The organism is Lentzea aerocolonigenes (assembly GCF_000974445.1).
GTDB classification, from domain to species: Bacteria; Actinomycetota; Actinomycetes; order Mycobacteriales; family Pseudonocardiaceae; genus Lentzea; species Lentzea aerocolonigenes.
The window spans coordinates 278,237-296,034 of sequence record NZ_BBOJ01000004.1 but is presented as its reverse complement, the minus strand read 5'-3'; the positions used below and the strand labels follow the sequence as shown (position 1 = coordinate 296,034).

General features: G+C 68.7%; 16 protein-coding genes. 9 read left to right on the top strand and 7 right to left on the bottom strand.

Annotated elements, in window-relative coordinates; translation table 11 throughout:
• Nucleotides 1-6 precede the first annotated feature (6 nt).
• Entirely contained in the window at nucleotides 7-1,122 is a 1,116-nt protein-coding gene (locus tag AOM45_RS09700; protein WP_030465082.1) for an epoxide hydrolase family protein, read from the bottom strand.
• A gap of 118 nt (nucleotides 1,123-1,240) precedes the next feature.
• Between AOM45_RS09700 and AOM45_RS09695 the strand changes: the two genes are divergently transcribed.
• On the top strand, nucleotides 1,241-2,452 hold the full coding sequence (locus tag AOM45_RS09695; protein ID WP_030465081.1) for a cytochrome P450: 1,212 nt from the start codon (nucleotides 1,241-1,243) through the stop codon (nucleotides 2,450-2,452).
• Between the two features lie 51 nt (nucleotides 2,453-2,503).
• On the opposite strand, the gene AOM45_RS09690 is transcribed toward AOM45_RS09695, so the two are convergent.
• Entirely contained in the window at nucleotides 2,504-3,679 is a 1,176-nt protein-coding gene (locus tag AOM45_RS09690; protein ID WP_035908862.1) for an acyltransferase family protein, read from the bottom strand.
• Between the two features lie 169 nt (nucleotides 3,680-3,848).
• Between AOM45_RS09690 and AOM45_RS09685 the strand changes: the two genes are divergently transcribed.
• The 6 genes from AOM45_RS09685 to AOM45_RS09660 all read left to right on the top strand — a co-directional run bounded on the left by AOM45_RS09685 (nucleotide 3,849) and on the right by AOM45_RS09660 (nucleotide 10,653).
• Complete coding sequence (locus tag AOM45_RS09685) at nucleotides 3,849-5,258, top strand: NDP-hexose 2,3-dehydratase family protein (RefSeq protein WP_030465079.1); 1,410 nt, start codon at nucleotides 3,849-3,851, stop codon at nucleotides 5,256-5,258.
• A 111-nt stretch (nucleotides 5,259-5,369) separates the two neighbouring features.
• The gene (locus AOM45_RS09680; RefSeq protein WP_063756955.1) at nucleotides 5,370-6,545 is read left to right on the top strand and encodes a nucleotide disphospho-sugar-binding domain-containing protein; all 1,176 of its coding nucleotides are present in this window, start codon (nucleotides 5,370-5,372) and stop codon (nucleotides 6,543-6,545) included.
• Between the two features lie 6 nt (nucleotides 6,546-6,551).
• Nucleotides 6,552-8,135: an MFS transporter gene (locus tag AOM45_RS09675; RefSeq protein WP_063756952.1), complete on the top strand. Its 1,584-nt coding sequence runs from the start codon at nucleotides 6,552-6,554 to the stop codon at nucleotides 8,133-8,135.
• A gap of 99 nt (nucleotides 8,136-8,234) precedes the next feature.
• Nucleotides 8,235-8,684 carry an ester cyclase gene (locus AOM45_RS09670; protein ID WP_030465076.1) on the top strand — a complete coding sequence of 150 codons (450 nt, stop codon included), beginning with the start codon at nucleotides 8,235-8,237 and terminating at the stop codon, nucleotides 8,682-8,684.
• A 9-nt stretch (nucleotides 8,685-8,693) separates the two neighbouring features.
• A complete protein-coding gene (locus AOM45_RS09665) occupies nucleotides 8,694-9,467 on the top strand; it encodes an NAD-dependent epimerase/dehydratase family protein (protein ID WP_030465075.1) in 774 nt (257 codons plus the stop codon).
• Nucleotides 9,468-9,480: 13 nt separating this feature from the next.
• A complete protein-coding gene (locus AOM45_RS09660) occupies nucleotides 9,481-10,653 on the top strand; it encodes a nucleotide disphospho-sugar-binding domain-containing protein (RefSeq protein ID WP_030465074.1) in 1,173 nt (390 codons plus the stop codon).
• 59 nt (nucleotides 10,654-10,712) lie between these two features.
• On the opposite strand, the gene AOM45_RS09655 is transcribed toward AOM45_RS09660, so the two are convergent.
• Complete coding sequence (locus AOM45_RS09655) at nucleotides 10,713-11,741, bottom strand: MDR family NADP-dependent oxidoreductase (RefSeq protein WP_030465073.1); 1,029 nt, start codon at nucleotides 11,739-11,741, stop codon at nucleotides 10,713-10,715.
• A gap of 128 nt (nucleotides 11,742-11,869) precedes the next feature.
• Between AOM45_RS09655 and AOM45_RS09650 the strand changes: the two genes are divergently transcribed.
• Both AOM45_RS09650 and AOM45_RS09645 read left to right on the top strand, forming a co-directional pair.
• Nucleotides 11,870-13,234, top strand: a complete 1,365-nt coding sequence (locus AOM45_RS09650) for a GMC family oxidoreductase (RefSeq protein ID WP_051782729.1) — start codon at nucleotides 11,870-11,872, stop codon at nucleotides 13,232-13,234.
• Complete coding sequence (locus AOM45_RS09645) at nucleotides 13,224-13,814, top strand: malonic semialdehyde reductase (protein WP_030465071.1); 591 nt, start codon at nucleotides 13,224-13,226, stop codon at nucleotides 13,812-13,814. The genes AOM45_RS09650 and AOM45_RS09645 overlap by 11 nt, the downstream gene beginning before the upstream one ends.
• A 61-nt stretch (nucleotides 13,815-13,875) precedes the next feature.
• On the opposite strand, the gene AOM45_RS09640 is transcribed toward AOM45_RS09645, so the two are convergent.
• Genes AOM45_RS09640 through AOM45_RS09625 form a run of 4 tightly spaced genes read right to left on the bottom strand, consistent with a single transcriptional unit; the run spans nucleotide 13,876 to nucleotide 17,771 of the window.
• Nucleotides 13,876-14,712, bottom strand: a complete 837-nt coding sequence (locus tag AOM45_RS09640) for an SMP-30/gluconolactonase/LRE family protein (RefSeq protein WP_051782728.1) — start codon at nucleotides 14,710-14,712, stop codon at nucleotides 13,876-13,878.
• Between the two features lie 25 nt (nucleotides 14,713-14,737).
• Nucleotides 14,738-15,799 (bottom strand): winged helix DNA-binding domain-containing protein, encoded by a 1,062-nt coding sequence (locus AOM45_RS09635; protein ID WP_035908859.1) that lies wholly within the window; start codon nucleotides 15,797-15,799, stop codon nucleotides 14,738-14,740.
• Nucleotides 15,796-16,911, bottom strand: a complete 1,116-nt coding sequence (locus tag AOM45_RS09630; protein ID WP_051782727.1) for a winged helix DNA-binding domain-containing protein — start codon at nucleotides 16,909-16,911, stop codon at nucleotides 15,796-15,798. Before AOM45_RS09630 ends, AOM45_RS09635 begins: the two co-directional genes overlap by 4 nt.
• A gap of 41 nt (nucleotides 16,912-16,952) precedes the next feature.
• Nucleotides 16,953-17,771 (bottom strand): SDR family NAD(P)-dependent oxidoreductase, encoded by an 819-nt coding sequence (locus AOM45_RS09625; RefSeq protein WP_051782726.1) that lies wholly within the window; start codon nucleotides 17,769-17,771, stop codon nucleotides 16,953-16,955.
• Nucleotides 17,772-17,798: the final 27 nt, after the last annotated feature.

Genomic DNA, 17,798 nt, shown 5'->3' with positions numbered 1-17,798 from the left:
CATCAGTCAGCGGACCTGGCGGAAGAACGTCTGGAGCTCGGTGACGAGCACGTCCGGGCGTTCGATGCCGGGGAAGTGGCCGCCGGCGGGGGCGTCGTGCCAGTAGCGCAGGTCGCTGAACCTGCCCTCGATCCACGCCTTCGGCATGCGCGCGTCCTTCGGGAAGATCGTCACCCCGGTCGGCACGGACACCTGGTGCATCGGCACGCGGTTGTGCGACTCCCAGTACAGGCGCGCGGCCGACGTCGCCGTCCCGGTGAACCAGTAGACCGACACGGCGTCCAGCAGCTTGTCCACGGGCACGACGTCCTCGAACGCGCGGTCGTGGTCGGTCCAGGAGTAGTACTTCTCGGCGATCCACGCCAGCAGGGCGACGGGGGAGTCCTGCAGGCCGTAGCCGATGGTCTGCGGTTTGGTCATCTGGATCGCCGAGTAGCCGGCTTCACGAGCCTGGAAGTCCTTCAACGCCGCCAAACCGGCGTAGTCGCGCTGGGTCAGCTCGACCTGCGTCTCGGGTGGCCCCGCGAACACCATCGTCAGGTGGATGCCGATGAGCCGCTCGGAGTCGATGTGGCCGAGCTCCGCGGTGACGAACGAACCCCAGTCACCGCCGTGCGCGGCGTAGCGCTCGTAACCCAGGCCGGTCATCAACGCCGACCACGCGCGAGCGATCCTCTCGACGCCCCAACCGGTCTCGGCGGGCTTGTCGGAGAACCCGTAGCCCGGCAGGGAGGGCACGACGACGTGGAACGCGTCCGCGGGGTCGGCGGGGTTCGTCAGCGGCTCGATCACCTCCAGGAACTCCAGCACCGAACCGGGCCAGCCGTGGGTGAGCAGCAACGGGGTGGCGTCCGCGTGCGGCGAACGGACGTGCAGGAAGTGGATGCCCAGCCCGTCGATCTCGGCGCGGTACTGGGGAAGCGCGTTGAGCCGCGACTCGACGGCCCGCCAGTCGTACTTGTGCTCCCAGTGCTCCGCAAGCGAACGGATGAAGGACAGCGGTGCGCCCTGCGACCAGTCCGCCACCGTCTCCGCGTCGGGCCAGCGGGTCAGCGACAGACGGGTCCGCAGATCGTCCACAGAGGACTCGGAAACGGTGACCTCGAACTCGGTGACGTTCATGCGTGGGCACGTTACGGACGGCACCTCGAAGTCACCTCGAAGGCGGTCGAGCGGACATCCAGGCCATCTCCACGCGCGGCTGGCACGGTCGAGCGCGGCTGACGAGAAGGGAACCGCCATGACCAACGCCGAACCAGAGCTGACGCCTTTCCCGTGGCACCGCAAGTGCCCGTTCCAGCCCCCGGAGGAATACGCGCAGCTGCGGCCGGAAACCCCCATCGCCAAGGTCGGGCTCCGCACCGGTCGTGAGGCGTACGTGGTCACGAGCTACGAGCACGTGCGCAAGCTCCTCACCGAGCCGAACGCGAGCTCCGACCGCGGCCACGAGGGTTTCCCGTACTACATCGACATCCCGCCGCAGTTCCGCACCGAGGGCTCGTTCATCGGGTGGGACCCGCCCAAGCACACGGTCTACCGCCGCATGGCCGCGGTGTCCGGTGAGTTCACCAAGCAGCGCGTCCGCGCGATGCTGCCCCGGATCGAGCAGATCGTCGACGAGCGCATCGACGAGATGCTGCGCCAGGGCCCGCCGTGCGACCTCGTCACCGCGCTGGCGCTGCCGGTGCCGCTGACGATCGTCTGCGAGATCCTCGGCATCCCGCACCAGGACCACGACTACCTGCACGACCGCACCGACAAGCTGTTCGGCGGCAAGTCCAGCGCCGAGGTGCGGATGGCCGCGATCACCGAGCTCAACGGCTACCTGGCCGAGCTGCTCGAGCGCAAGCTCAAGGAACCGGGCGAGGACCTGATCAGCCGCATCGTCGTCCGCTTCCACGAGGCCGGTCTCTACGACAGCCGCGAGCTCGTCAACCTGGTCCGCCTGCTGCTCAACGGCGGCCACGAGACCAGCGCCGCGATGATCGCGATCGGCACCATGACCCTGCTGGAGCACCCCGACCAGCTGGAGAAGCTGAAGAACGACTGGAGCCTCGCGCCCAACGCCGTCGAGGAACTGCTGCGCTACCTCACGCCGGGCGACCTCGCGTCCTCCCGCGTGGCGCTGGCCGACATCGACGCCGGCCCCGTCACCATCAAGGAGGGCGAGGGCATGATCATCTGCGGTGGCGCCGCCAACCGCGACCCCGAGACCTTCCCCGAGCCCGACAAGTTCGACATCACCCGCCCGAACGCGCGCAACCACGTCGCGTTCGGCTACGGCGTGCACCACTGCATCGGCGCGGAGATCGCCCGCGTCGAGCTGACCGTGGTGCTCACCAAGCTGTTCCAGCGCATCCCGGACATCAAGCTGGCCAAGCCGTGGAACGAGCTGCAGTACAAGGACGGCGCGGTCATGTATGGCGTGTACGAGATGCCAGTCACCTGGTGAACGAACGGAAAAGGCCCGCCGGCTGACCGGCGGGCCTTTTCCGTGTCCTGCTTACCGAACCGCGCCAACGACGTCCTCCTGCGGCGAGGTCTGCAACGGCTTCGCCGGGGTGCGGCCGAACCGGCGCATGAACGGCGTCTCCACCCACGCGAACAGCGCCCAGGACACCAGCAGGGACACCGCGAACGCCGCCACCAGGAACGCCACCGCGACCGGAGCCGACCAGGCCTTGCCGCCCAGCGCGCCGAAGGCGTTGATCTCCGTGCCGAACGCCCAGTGGCCGTACGTCAGCACGAGCCGGTGCACGAGGTAGAACGCGAACGACACCTCACCGAGCCACACCATGCTCGGCCGTGCGAAGAACGTCCTGCGCCCCTTGACGTCCGCGACCGCGGCGGCCGGGATCAGCAGCGCCAGCGGGATGACCGTCGCGCCGACGAACGCGTAGAGGAACGGTACGAACAGCGAGGCGACGTAGCCGACGGCCGCGAGCGCGATGCCCCACTTGACGCCCAGGCCGATCCACCGACCGGTCATGACGATCCGCGCCAGGATGATGCCGAGCGCGAACTCGAACAGGCGCGTCACCGGGAAGTTGTAGACGAACCAGATCTGGACGTAGGACGCGGGACCCCACGGCCACACCGGCGTCGACGGCAGCAACACCTTGGCCGCCAACGGCACCAGCAGCACCGCGAGGACAGTGAGGCCGGCGTAGAACCACAGCCGCGACGGCCGGATCCTGTTGATCAGCACCAGCAGGAACGGGAAAGACAGGTAGAAGACCGCCTCGACCGACAGCGACCACGCGACACCGTTGCCGGACAACAGCACGTCGTAGTTCGGGATCCACGACTGCACCAGGAACAGGTTCGCGACCGCGGAGGCCGGGTCGACGGCCTGGCGGAACACCAGCAGCAGCACGATCGCAGCGACGAACGTGACGACGTGGTTGGGCACGATCTTCGCGAACCGCCGGCGGAAGAAGTTCCCCTTCGTGTCACCGGGCCGCGCCGACCAGGTGAGCACGAACCCGCTGAGGATGAAGAAGAACGACACGCCGACGAACCCGGCGGTGCTCGTCGCCAGCATGTACAGGAAGCCGACCTCGGGAGTCCTGAAGAGGAACTCCAGGCTGCCGTGGAAGACGAAGACCATTGCCGCGGCGACGAACCGCATGCCCGTCAGCGACGGGAGTCTCGACGAACTCGCTACTTGGCTCGACACGGTGGGGACCTTTCGGAAAGGACGATGGTGGGTCGCCCGATGGTGAGAACCCGTCATGGCGAATGGCTCGCGACCTGCTCGAAACCGCTTCCCTCAGCCGTGTCCCGATCCACGCTCGAGCGTGCGCGGACACCGTTTCCCGTCAAGGGAGTTCCCCAGGGAGGTTGCCGTGACATCGTCCACCACGGAGCTGCGCAGGCGGGAGGACACCGACCTCCCCGCGAGGCTCGCGAAGTCCGCCGCCACCGAGCAGGGCGCGTTCCTGCCGACCGAGCACTTCGACCTGTGGCTCACCGAACGCTGGCTCGCCAACGCGTTCCGCGTCGAGCGCATCCCGTTCGCCGACCTGGACCTCTGGTACACCGAGGCCGGCACCGGCAACATCCGGCACCAGAGCGGCAAGTTCTTCACCGTCGAGGGCCTGAAGGTCGACACCGCCACGCGGTCGTGGAGCCAGCCGATCATCCGCCAGCCCGAGGTCGGCATGCTCGGCATCCTCGTCAAGGAGTTCAACGGGGTCCTGCACTGCCTGATGCAGGCGAAGATGGAGCCCGGCAACCCGAACCTGCTGCAGCTCTCGCCGACGGTGCAGGCCACCAAGTCCAACTACACGCGGGTGCACAAGGGCGCGAAGGTGAAGTACCTGGAGTACTTCGCCGAGGGGGCCCAGCGCGGCAAGGTCATCGTCGACGTGCTCCAGTCCGAGCACGGGTCGTGGTTCTACCGCAAGAGCAACCGCAACATCGTCGTCGAGGTGACCGAGGACGTCCCGGCCGACGACGACTTCGTCTGGCTCACGCTCGGCCAGGTGAACGCGTTGCTGCACAGGGACAACCTCGTCAACATGGACTCGCGCACGGTGCTGTCGTGCCTGCCTGCGCCGGGGTACGCCGAGCCCGCCACCGAGTTCCAGGCCGCACTGCTCGCCTCCCGCGACCCGCACGCCGGCGCGTTGTCGGCGACACCGGACGTGCTGAGCTGGTTCACCGGGCAGCGCGCCGACCACGACATCGACGTCTCGCGCGTGCCGCTCGGCGAGGTGCCCGGCTGGATCCGCACCGAGGACGAGATCTGCCGCGAGGACGGGAAGTTCTTCCGGTGCGTGGCGGTGCGGGCGATCGCGGGCAACCGCGAGGTGACCAGCTGGACGCAGCCGTTGTTCGAGCAGCACGGCAGGGGTGTCGCGGCGTTCATCGTGAAGCAGTTCGCCGGGGTGCTGCACGTGCTGGTGCACGCGCGGCTGGAGGGCGGGTTCCTCGACACCGTGGAGCTCGGGCCGACCGTGCAGTGCGTGCCCGGCAACTACCACGACGCCGAACGGCCGCCGTTCCTCGACCACGTGCTGTCCGCGGAGAAGTCGCGGGTCCACTACTCGACGGTGCATTCCGAAGAGGGCGGGCGATTCCTCGACACCGAAAGCGACTACCTCGTCGTCGAGGCGGACGAATCATTCCCGGCCGATGTGCCGCCGCAGTACGCGTGGGTCACGGTCGGGCAGCTGACCGATTTGCTGCGGCACGGCCGGTACGTGAACGTGCAGGCCAGGACGCTCGTGGCGGCCCTCAACGCGCTGGGCTAGTCGAATTGGGGCAGGAATAGTACCTGTCGTTTCCCGGAAAAACACCATCGGGTGATGCGGCTCCAGCGCGACTCGAGTGCCGCCCGACCCGGCTTGAATAGCGTGGTCAGCATGAAGATCCTAGTGAGTAGCGGTCCGTCGTTCGGCCTCTACTTCCCGGTCGTCCCGCTGGCGTGGGCCTTGCGGGCGGCGGGTCACGAGGTGTTGGTGGCGAGTCCGGAGAGCATGGCCGCCACGGTCAACGGCTCCGGCCTGCCGCACGTGGCCACCTACGGCCCGATGCACATGCGCGAGGTCATGCTGCACGACCGGGCGGGCACCCCGCTGGCACAGGCGGACACCGAGGAAGGCCTGCTCGAGCAGGTCGGCCGCGGGTTCGGCCGGCTCGCCGCCCGCACGCTCGACGGCATGCTCGCCATCACCGAGGCCTGGCGGCCGGACGCGATCATCGGCGAGGCGCACGCGTTCTCCGCCGGTGTGGCCGCGTCGATCCACGGGATCCCGTGGTTCGAGAACGGCATCGGCATCGGGTACCGCTCCGACATCGACGGCTGGACGGCCGTGGAGCTCGCCCCCGAGCTGGAGAGGCTCGGGTTCGACGCGTTGCCGGAACCGGACATGGTGCTCGACACCTGCCCGGCGATCATCCGGCCATCAGATGTGGTTGCGGGACAACCGATGCGGTGCGTCCAGTACGACACGCCGGCACCGGTGCCCTCGTGGGTCTTCGAAAAGCGCGACCGCCCCCGCATCATGATCACGCTCGGCACCATCCTGCCGAACTCCCCCGCGGGCCCGGCCATCTTCAACGAGCTGGTCCGCACCCTGCCCTCGCTGGGTGTGGAGCTCGTGCTCGCGATGCCGGACGACGCGGTCGCCAAACTCGCTCCGCTGCCCGACGCCGTCGTCGCCGCCGGGTGGATGCCGCTCACCTCCGTGCTGCCCGCCTGTGATCTGACGGTGCACCACGCGGGTGGGGGATCGACCATGTCCTCCCTGATCGCCGGACTTCCGCAGCTGCTCGCTCCGGGAGTCATGGCGGAGCAACGGGATTCGGCACAGCGTCTCTGCGAGTTCGGTGCTGCGAAGCAGCTCCAGTCGCAGGAGGTGGAACCGGCCGAGGTGCTCGAGGCCTGCCGGGCGTTGCTGGAGGACGCGTCCTACCGGGATCGGGCGAGTCAGTTGAAGCAAGCGATCGAGGAAATGCCCTCGCCCGGCGCGGTCGTGCCGGTGATCGAGGACTTCGTCCGTCACAGCGCCGTCGGCGCAGCGGAAGAAACTGAGTGAGGAGCTATGACCCAGAACATCGACGCGGCGCCGGATTCAGGTGCGCAGAGTTGGCCAGGAGCCAACGCGACCCAAGGTGAGCCGTTCAAATGGCGCTGGCTTGCACTCGGCGTCATCCTGCTGGCCACCGCGATGGACATTCTCGACTCCCTGATCACGGTCATCGCCGCTCCGTCGATCGTGGCGGACATCGGTGGTGGCGCGACCTTCATCCAGTGGCTGGGTGCCGGTTACACGCTCGCCATGGCGTGCGGCCTGATCATCGGTGGCCGGCTCGGTGACATCTTCGGCAAGAAGACCATGTTCGTCGTGGGCGCCACCGGTTTCACGGTCGCCTCGGTGTTGTGCAGCGTCGCGACGTCGCCGGGCGTGCTGGTGACGGCCCGTGTGTTCCAGGGTCTCTTCGGCGCGATGATGCTGCCGCAGGGACTCGGCGTCATCACCGAGGTGTTCCCGCCCAAGGAGATGGCCAAGGCGTTCGGCGCCTACGGCCCGATCCTCGGTCTCGCGACCATCGGCGGCCCGATCCTCGGCGGCTGGCTGATCAACCTCGACCTGTTCGGCACCGGCTGGCGGATGATCTTCCTGATCAACCTGCCGCTCGGCCTGCTGGCGATCTTCGGTGCCATCAAGTGCTTCCCCAAGGCCAACAAGACCGCGAAGAAGCTCGACCTGGTCGGCGCGCTGCTCGCCTCCGGCGGTGCCGCGCTGCTGGTCTTCCCGGTCGTGCAGGGACGTGAGGAGGGCTGGCCGGCGTGGACCTTCGTGTCCATTGTGGCCGGTGTGCTCACGTTCTTCGTGTTCGGCTGGTACGAGGGACGCCGCGACAAGCAGGGCGGCGAGCCGCTCGTCGTGCCGTCGCTGTTCAAGAAGAAGGCGTTCAACGGTGGCCTGGTCGCGGGCCTCGCGCTGTTCTCCGCGCTCACCGGTTTCTCGCTGGTGCTGAGCATCTACCTGCAGCTGGGCCTCGGGTTCACCGCGCTCGGCGCGTCGCTCGCGGTGCTGCCGCAGGCGATCGGCTCCACGTTCGGCTTCGCCGCCTCCGGCGCGGGCCTGGCCGCGAAGCTCGGTCGTCGTCTGATCCACATCGGACTCTCCGGCATGGTCGTCGGCCTGGTCGCGTTCTACCTCACGATCAAGCTGGGTGGCCAGGACGTCGGTGGCTGGGCGATGTCCCCGTCGCTGTTCTTCGCGGGCATCGGCATGGGTCTCGCGATGGCGCCCTTCTTCGAGCTGATCCTCGCGGGCGTCGACCCCCAGGAGACGGGCTCGGCGTCCGGCACGCTGACCTCGGTGCAGCAGTTCGGTGGCGCGCTGGGTGTCGCGGTCCTCGGCACCGTGTTCTTCGCGGTGGTCGGCGGATCCGGGTACCTGCCGGCGATCGAGACCAGCATCTGGGTGGTCGTGGCGCTGGAACTGGCCGCGGCCGGGCTGATCTTCTTCCTGCCGAAGATGCCGAAGCCCGCGTGGGACCCGAGCGCCTGGGAAGGCGGCGACGGCGGCGGCGAGTGGAGTGCCGAAGCGGCCGCGCAGTGGGGTGGCGGAGACAACGCCGCCGCCGCCGAGTGGAACGCGGACGCGAAGAAGTAAGCAGCAGGTTTTCCCTTGGATGGCTCGCCGATCCTCACGATCGGCGGGCCTTCCGCACGTAGTGGGCTCTTTTCAAGGAATCTTCGAGGGAGACTCAACATGACCGCGGTCACCGAACCGTCCTTGGACGTCGCGCTCGCCGCGACGTACAAGAAGTCCATCAGCGAGCACTACAAGGATCTCGCGCTCAAGCTGCAGGTCGCGTTGAACACGCAGGACCTCAGCCTGGTCGACGGGCTGATCCACGACGACTTCTTCGACGTCACCGGCCCGCCCGGAATGTTCCCCGACGGCCCGGAAGGCGTGCGGCAGCACATCCTGTGGCTCAACCGCCGCTTCAAGGACGCGAAGTGGGAGGTGCAGCAGGCCGTCGCCGAGGGCACCACGGTCGTGCTGCGCGTGCGTTTCACCGGTGTCGAGACCGAGGAGGGCCAGCCGGCTCCCGTCGGCACGCGCTTCACCTACGCGCAGGCGCACTTCTTCGAGGGCCGTGACGGTCTGCTCGTGCAACACATCGGTGTCCGCAGCGAACAGGACATCTCCCAGTAAGGGACTTCCATGGACGTCATCGGACGTGGCTTCTTGGCCATGAACCTCGCACGCATAGCGGGAAAGCATCATGACGTCGTCGCGTTCGCGGCCGGATCCTCCTCGACCGTCGCCACGTCGTCGGACGAGTTCGGCCGCGAGACCGCCGCCCTGCACGACGCGATCCGCAGGTGCCGCGCGGAAGGCAGGATGTTCGTCTACTTCTCGACCGCCTCCGCCGCCATGTACGGATCACCGGACTCGCCGGGCACGGAGGACGGGCCGGTGTTCCCCGGCAACGCCTACGGGCGCCACAAACTCGCGATGGAGGCGTTGATCCGCGCCTCCGGGGTGGCGCACCTGGTGCTGCGCCTGGGACATCTCGTCGGTCCCGACCAGCGTCCACACCAGATGATGCCGACACTGGTGGCGCAGGTGCGGTCCGGCGAGATCGAGGTCTGGCGGGGAGCGCATCGCGACCTCATCGACGTGCTCGACGTGGTGCGGCTGCTCGACGCGCTGCTGACGATCAAGGTCAGCGACGAGGTCGTGAACGTGGCGAGTGGCGTGCCCGTCCCGGTCGAGGACGTGGTGGCACACCTGGAAAAGCGGCTGCGCGTGCCGTTGCGGAAGAGCTACCGCGACGCGTACGCGCGGCACGACATCTCCCTGACCAAGCTCAGCCGGCTCGCACCCGTCGTGCGCGAGCTGGGCTTCGGTCCCGACTACTACCGGCGCGTCGTCGACCGCTACCTCAGCGCCACGACCGGCGTGCCGCTCGAAGACCTACCGTCAGCCGGATGAAGGAGCAACGGCAATGCGAGTACTCATCAGCACGTGGCCGGCGAGCGGGCACCTGCAGCCGATCGTCCCACTGAGCTGGGCACTGCGCGGTGCCGGCCACGAGGTCATCGTCACCACGCCGCAGCACCTCGTGCCCTTCGTGAAGTCGACGGGCCTCGACGCGATCGCGCTCGGCGAGGAGCAGGACCAGAAGATGATGCTGCAGGGCATCATCCAGCAGGCCGGCGAGAACGCCTCCCCGGCGGAAGCCCTGCCGCGGCCGGACCGCCAGTTCTGGGGCAACATCGCCTACGGTCCCGCGGGCCGCACCGCGGAGACGTTGCAGCTGCAGCTGGAGAAGGCCAAGGCGTTCGCCCCCGACCTGATCGTGACCGACCCGATGGACCTCGCCGGACGGTTGCTCGGCGGCATCCTCGGCGTTCCGGTGGTGCGTCACCGCTGGGGCGTCGACCCGTTGACCGAGGCGTTCGAGGAGACCGCGCACATGGTCCTCGACCCGGTGGCGCAGCAGCTGGGCCTCACCGGGCTGCCGGAGCCGGAGCTGACCATCGACCCGTGCCCGCCGTCGTTCCAGCTGCCGGGGATCGAGAAGGGCCGTCCCGTGCGGTACCTGCCGTCCAACGGGTTCGGCGCGCTGCCGTCGTGGGCGCTGGAGCAGCCGTCGAAGCCGCGGATCTGCGTGTCGTTCGGCTCGATGCCCAAGGAGCTCGGCATGCGCAAGGTGCTGGGCTGGGTGTACGAGGCGATCGCGAAGCTCGGTGACGTCGAGGTCGTGCTGGCCGTGCCCAACGGGATCGCCGCCGAGGACCACTCGGTGATCGCCGACCGGGTGATCTCGTCCGCGCACCTGCCGCTGAACCTGTTCATGCGGACGTGCTCGGTGATCGTGCACCACGGCGGCTCCGGCACGGGCCTCACCGCGCTGAACGCCGCCACGCCGCAGCTGGTGCTGCCGCAGTTCGCCGACCACTTCCCGTGGGCGGAGCGGCTGGAGGCGACCGGTGCGGGTGCGGCCGTCGAGGGCGTGGAGAAGCAGCAGGACGTGGCGTACATCCAGGACCGCCTGGAGGAACTGATCCACAAGCCCGAGGCGCGCGAGGCGTCGCTGGCGTTGCAGGCCGAGATCCACAACGCGCCGTCGCCGGCGGCGCTGGTGCCGGAGCTGGAGGCCCTCGCGGGCGTCTGATCCTCTTGGTACGAGAAAGCCCCCGGTTCCGGCCGGGGGCTTTTTCGTTGAAACTTCGCTCAGTCGTTGAGCTGGAGCACGACCGTGCCCGCGTACTTCTTGTCCAGCAACGCGATGAACGCGTCGGCCGCGACCTCGACACCGCCCTTGACGACGGTGTGGGCGAAGGAGATCTTGCCCTCGTTCAGCCAGCCCGAGAACGTCTGGTTCCACGCCGCCAGCTGCTCCTCGGTGTCGAAGGTGGCGAACCCGCGGAACGTCAGCTGCTTCGCGATGGCGCGCATCAGGGCCAGGCGCGGGTGGTCGCCGTCCGTGCCGCCGATCTGGCCGCTCAACGCGCCGCACAGGGCGAACCGGGCGCCGGGCTGGGCGTGTTCGACAGCGGCTTCGAACTGGTCGCCGCCGACGTTGTCGAAGCACACGGTGATGCCGTCGGGAGCGAGCTCGCGCAGCCGGTCCAGCACCGGGCCGTCGTGGTAGTCGAACGCCGCGTCGAAACCGGCCTCGTTCACCAGGAAGTCGACCTTCTCCTTGCTGCCGGTGGAACCGATGACGAGCTTGGCGCCGCGGGCCTTCGCGATCTGGCCGGCCAGCGTGCCGACCGCGCCGGTCGCGCCGGACACGAACACGACGTCGCCCTCGCCGGCGCCGGCCATCTCGACGATGCCGCGCCACGCCGTGGGACCGTTGGCGAGGAAGTACTCCGCGCCGGGCAGCAGCGAGCGGTCGAGCTTCTTCACGCCGAACTCGGGGCTCACGACCGCCCACTCGCGCCAGCCGTTGTAGTGCAGGACGAACGTGCCGACGGGCAGGCTTTCGTTGTTGGACACCACGACCGTGCCGACGGTGGTGCCCCACGGGGTCGCGCCGATCTCGTAGTTGGGGATCGGCAGGCTCGTCTCCTCGTTCATCAGGTCCCGGTACACCGAGCCGAGGAACATCCACTCGTTGCGCACCAGCACCTCGCCGTCGCCGGGAGTCGGCATCGGCACCTCGACCAGCTCGAAGTTCTCCCGGGTCAGCCGGTCCGCCGGACGCGAAACCAGGCGCAGCTCCCGCGACGTCGTCGGAATCGCTTCGGCGCTCATACGGATCTCCTTTTCACAGTGGGGTTCTCACCGTCCCGGAGTACGGCTTTGCGTGCCTTGAGAGGAACCTGAGCCACCTCAAGGCACGCACGAGCGGGGTTGCAGAGGGCACTGGCTGACTAGGGGCCATGGCAGACTTCGACGTCATCGTGGTCGGCAGCGGCTCGGCGGGCGGCGTTCTGGCGGCACGGCTGTCGGAGGACCCGTCCCGTCGCGTGCTGCTGCTCGAAGCCGGACCGGACGACCCCGTGGCCGGCCCGGCGCACAACTGGATGTACCGGTCGGAGCCGCAGATCGGCGGCGAGCCGCTGAACCTGCCGCGCGGCAGGATCGTCGGCGGGTGTTCCGCGGTCAACGCGTGCATCGCCCTGCGCGGCGCGCCTTCCGACTACGACGCGTGGCCCGGCCCGTGGTCGTTCGACCTGGCGGTGCCGTACTTCGAGGCCGTGGAGTCGGTGGTGCCGATCCGCAGGCCCGCGGACGACATGACGTCCACGAACCGGGCGTTCATCGACACCGCGGTTTCGCTGGGCCTTGAACGGATCGAGGACCACAACGCGCCGGGTGCGGTCGGCGCGGGGCCGTGCCCGTTGAACGAGGTCGGCGGTGTGCGGCAGAGCACCGCGGTCACCTACCTCGCGGCCGCGCGGTCCAGGGAGAACCTGACGATCCGGCCGAACTCGTTGGTGTGCAAGGTGCTCATCCGCGACGGCCGTGCGGTCGGCGTGGTGCTGCTCGGTGGTGAGACGGTGTCCGCCCCGACGGTCGTCGTCGCCGCGGGGGCGTACGGTTCGCCCGCCGTGCTGATGCGGTCCGGTGTCGGCCCCGCCACGGCGTTGTCGGCGCTGGGCATCTCGGTGGTGGCCGATCTGCCGGTGGGACAGGGGTTGCAGGACCACCCGCTCGTCACCGTGAAGCTGATGGGCCGCGGTCCCGCGCTCTACCAGGCCGTCGCGACGACTTCCTCCGGATTGCAGTTCCTGCCGGGCGCGCCGTCGCCCGCCGAGACGACCGGTGCGAACCTGATCATCTCGGTGGCGCTGCTCAAGCCCTCCTCGCGCGGCAGGGTGTGGCTGCGGTCGGCCGACCCGACGGACGCGCCGCACATCGACCTCGGCCTGCTGCGGTCCTACGAGGACAGAGCGTTGATGAGGTCCGGCGTGCGCGACCTGCTGCGCCTGATCGGCACCAAGCCGTTCGCGGAGGAGATCGACGGCCCGCCGCTCAACAGCCCGCCGGCCGAGGAGTCCGACGACCAGGCGCTGGACCGGTGGATCTTCGCGAACACCGGCACTTACCACCACGCGGTCGGCACGTGCGCGATGGGTTCCGTCGTGTCGCCGGACGGACAGGTGCTCGGAGTGGACGGACTGTGGGTCGCCGACGCGTCGGTCATGCCGGAAGTGCCTGCCGCCAACACGAACCTGCCCACCATGATGCTCGCGGAGCGCATCTCCGCGGTACTGATCGAGGAGACGCGCCATGTCGCTTGAGCTGGACGCCGCTGCCCAGGACCTGTTGTTCCGGGAAGCCCGCACCGCCAACACGTTCTCGTCCGAACCGGTGTCCGACGAGACCGTGCAGGCCATCTACGACCTGGTCAAGTACGCGCCGACGTCGATGAACCAGCAGCCGCTGCGCATCGTGCTGATTCGCTCCGACGACGCCCGCGAGCGCCTGGTCAAGACGATGTACGGACCGAACGGCGCCAAGGTCGCCCAGGCCCCGCTGGTCGCGATCCTGGCGGCGGACCTCGAGTTCCACGAGCTGATGCCCCGCGTGTTCCCGCACTTCCCCGAGGCCAAGGACATGTTCGCGGACCCGGCGATCCGCGAGGCGTCGGCGATCCAGAACGGCACGATGCAGGCCGCGTACTTCCTGCTCGGCATCCGCGCGGCCGGGCTGTGCGCGGGGCCGATGATCGGGTTCGACGCCGAGGCCGTCAACCGCGAGTTCTTCCCGGACGGCAAGCAGAAGGTGCTGCTGGTGATGAACATCGGCAAGCCCGGTGAGAACGCCTGGTGGCCGCGGTCGCCGCGGTTGGAGTACGACGAGGTCGTGTCCGCCGCCTGATCTGCCGAACGAGAGAGGCCCCAGCCAGCCGGCTGGGGCCTCTTGCTCTTGTCGGAGCGTTTCAGGGCCTGGGCCGAGGGATCGCCACCGACGTGTACGACGTCTCCGGCGTGGCCTCCGTGGTGAACCTGCCGTTGATCACGTACAGCAGGTCGTCGTGCAGCGCCAGCGAGCTGGGGATGTCGAACCGCGGGTCGCTGACCCGCCGCAGCACCTTGCCGACCGTGCCCTCGTGGTTGAGCCGCACGAGCACGACCTCGTTGCGCACGCCCATCGCCACGTACAGCAGGTCGCCGTCGAGCACCATGCCGTCGCAGTCCATCAGGTCCTCACCACCGAGGTCGACGCTCGTGGCGCGGCCGGTGGCGGTGTCCACGTGGAACAGTCCGCCGGTGTTGGACTGGTTGACGAGCAACGCCGTGCCGTCCGGGGTGCGGCAGATCCCGTTGGCGTTGAAGCCTTCTTCGAGGTACTCGATGTCTCCGCTGAGCTCGACCCGTTCGACCTGCTCCGGTTCCGGCAGCTCGCCGTTGCCGCCCAGCGGCAGCTTCCACAGCACCGGGATGACCGAGTCGGTGGCCCACGCGGCGGTGGGGGTGAGGGCGAAGTCGTTGACCAGGCCCGCGAGCGGGTAGGACGCCAGCGTGGCCCCGGAGGCGGCGTGGATCACGTGGGCGTCGCCGGCGAAACCGCCCGCGATGAACAGGCGGCCCCTGCGGTCGATCTTCACCCCGGCCGCCGCGGTGCCGGGGCCGGGGTGGATCACCTTGCCCTCACCGGTGATCAGGTCCGCGCGGTAGATGGACCCGTCGGCCAGCGAACCGAAGTACGCGAACGGACCGGGCCCGATCGTCATCGACTCTGGCCGGAATCCGTCCGGCAGCGCGATCGTCGTCATACCGGCAAGAGAACCGCAGCGGGCTCTAAGTTTGCTCGAACACCACGGCGTGCTCGGTCTCGGGTGCGGTGAACTCCAGCAGCCGGCGCCCCTCGGCCTCGACCGCGGCGACGTCGCGCTTGAGCAGCCGCTGGTACGGCGCGATCGACAACGTCCTGCGCTGGATCTTCCAGGTGCCGCTCACGAACCCGTCGACGGTGAAGCTGCCCCGTGTCGACGAACCGTTGAAGCCGGGGGAGATGATCCTCGTGCGGTCGGCGTGCGACAGCGCGATGTTGTCGAACTCGGGCAGGAACCTCACGGGCGCAGGGGTGTCCTCGTCCGGCCTCGGCGCGTCCTCGTGGTCGAAGAGCGTGCGGCCGTTCTCGTCGCTGAACCTGCGCAGCGGCAACCGTTCGACCACCTCGGACAACCTCGTGAGGCCCGACCATGTCTGCACGTCCTGGACGCTCGCCGGGCCGAACGCACTGAGGTAGCGGGAAACCACCTCGGTGATCGACGGTTCCGGCAGGGACTCGGCGCCCAGCCAGGTGTTCAGGGTGGCGTGCGCCCCACGGCCCTGCGCGACGCCCCAGACGCCCCGTGGCGGGAGCTGGACGAGCGGCACGAGCAGTTGCACCGCGTAGGCCAGCGCGGTCGCCTGGTGGTCCGGCCAGCGCTCTTTCAGCAGCTTGCCGAGGTCCTCCCGCGTGCGCGGTTCTTCCTCGAGCAGTTCCCGGCCGCGTTGTGCGAGTTCGGAAGGGTCGACGCCCTCGATCTGCTTCCCGTTGTGGCCGGTGAAGTTCGTGCGGTCCAGCACCGGTTTCAGCAACGGCCGCAACAGAAGTGCGTCGCGGGCGCTCACGAGGTGGATGGTGCCCCTCATCAGCACGATGCGGACCGTTTCGCGGCTCTCCAGGGTGCCCGCGAGGTCGGCGGGCTGAAAACCGCTGACACGCGACCACAGGCCCACATAAGGCGACAGCGGAACCTGGGACTGCATGCCCACCAGGTGTTCCACGACCTGCAGAGGGGTCTTCTCGGTGCGTTCCAGGAGGAACTGCCGGGCCAGCAGTGCCCGGTTGAGCTCCCGTGCGCTGAGCTTCACTCGACCACGAGCTCCCGCGTCGTCGCGTCCGGGGCGGCGAACCGCAGCACCCCGTCGGCTTCCTTCTCGACCGCCTTGAAGTCCTTTTTGGACAAGGGCTGGAACAGGGTGAGCGTCAGCGTCGCGGTCTTCTTCTGCTCCTTGAGCTTCCAGATCCCGCGCACGAACCCGTCGACCAGCAACGTCGCCGCGATGCCCGCGCCCACGCAGACCCTCTTGCGGATGTCGTCGTCCATCACGCGGCTGCGGTCGAAGTGCGACACCATCAGGTTGTCGTACTCGGGCAGGAACCTGATGGGCGCCGGCGTGTCGCCGTCCGGCCGCGGGGCGCCCGGCAGGTCGTAGAGCTCCTGGCCGGTGTCCGTGATGAGGACCTCGAGCTCGTCGCTCATCTCCTTGAACACCTTGGCCATGAACGTGAGCCCGCTGAACGCCTGGAGGTCCTTGACGGTCGCGGGACCGAACGCGGCGAGGTACCGGCGCACCAGCCGTCGAGGATCGGCCTGGGCGGCGAACTTCCCGTCGAGGAACGGTTCTGCGAGCGTCGACGGCACCGAACCGCCCTTGCCCCACGGCGGCACGTGCACCAGCGGCACGAGGTACTGCACGGAATAGGCCAGCGACAACGGATCGCGGCCGGGGAACCTCTCGCTCATCGCCTCGCGCAACTGGACCTGGGTGAGCGCCTTGCCGTTCAGCAGCTTGCGGCCGTGCGCGGCGATCTCGCCGAGGTCCATGCCCTGGGTCTCACGGCCGAAGAAGCCTTTCTGCGCGCGGTCGAGCACAGGCTGGAGCAACGGCCGCAGCCACAACAGGTCCGGCGTGGTCACGAGGTGCATGGTGTAGCGCATGAGCGACGACCGCACGATCTGCCGGTCCAGGATGAGCTTCGCCAGCTCGTCGCGGTCGAAGTCCTCAAGGCGCGCCTGCAAGCCGATGTAGGGCGGGAACGGCAGCTGCGCCTGCAACCCGACGAGCTGCTCGGTGGCTTCGAGCACGCCCATGTCGTGGCGTCGCAGCAGGAGTTGGCGCGCGAGAGTTGCCCGGTTGATCGCGCGGCGGTCGAGCACGGTGGTGGCCTTTCGGGTCAAACGCGTGAATGCGGCCGTCACCGGAGGTTACCGGTGACGACCGCTCTGGTGAGGTGTGCGGATCAGGCCGCGTCGCCTTCGAGGCGGGAGCGGAACCACGACATGAACAGGTGGTCGGTGCCCGCCGTGAGGTCCTGGCCGCCGTCGATCGTGATGATCTGGCCGGTGACCCAGGAGCTGGCGGGGCTCGCGAGCAGCGTGATCCACGGCGTGATGTCCTCGACCGTGCCGGTGCGGCCCAGCGGCATGATGTCCGCCAGCGTCGCGAAGATCGCGTCGGTCTCCTGGTCGTTGAGGCCGTTGGCCGCGTAGACCTCGGTGCGCACGCCGGCCGGGGCGACGGCGTTGACCCGGATGCCCAGCGGTGCGAGCTCGCGGGCCCACGTCAGGGTGAGGCTGTGCATGCCGGCCTTGCTGGCCGCGTACAGGGCGGCACCGGGCTCGGGGTTGTGGCCCGCGACCGACGAGACGAAGACGATGTTGCCGCCCGGCTTGGAAAGGTACTGGTACAGCGCGCCGGTGAGGCGGACCGGGCCGAGCAGGTTGATGTTGAGCAGCTCGTTGCTGGCTTTCTCGTCGAAGTACTCGGCGAGCGTGTTGCGGAAGATTCCGGCGTTGTGCACGAGCACGTCCAGCTTGCCGCCGTTGGTCTCCACGGCGACGGCGACGGCCTGCGCGCCCTCGGCCGTGGTGACGTCCGCGGCGACCGGGACGATGTTCGGGTGCAGCTCGGCGACCTCGTCCAGCCGCTCCTTGCGGCGGCCGGTGATGATCACGCTCGCTGCGCCGAGCTTCGCGAACTCGACGGCCGCGTGCTTGCCGATTCCGGTGCCACCACCGGTGACGACGACTCGCTGGCCTTCAAACGGCTGGTCGGACATGGTCTGAGTTCCTTTCGAAAAGCCACC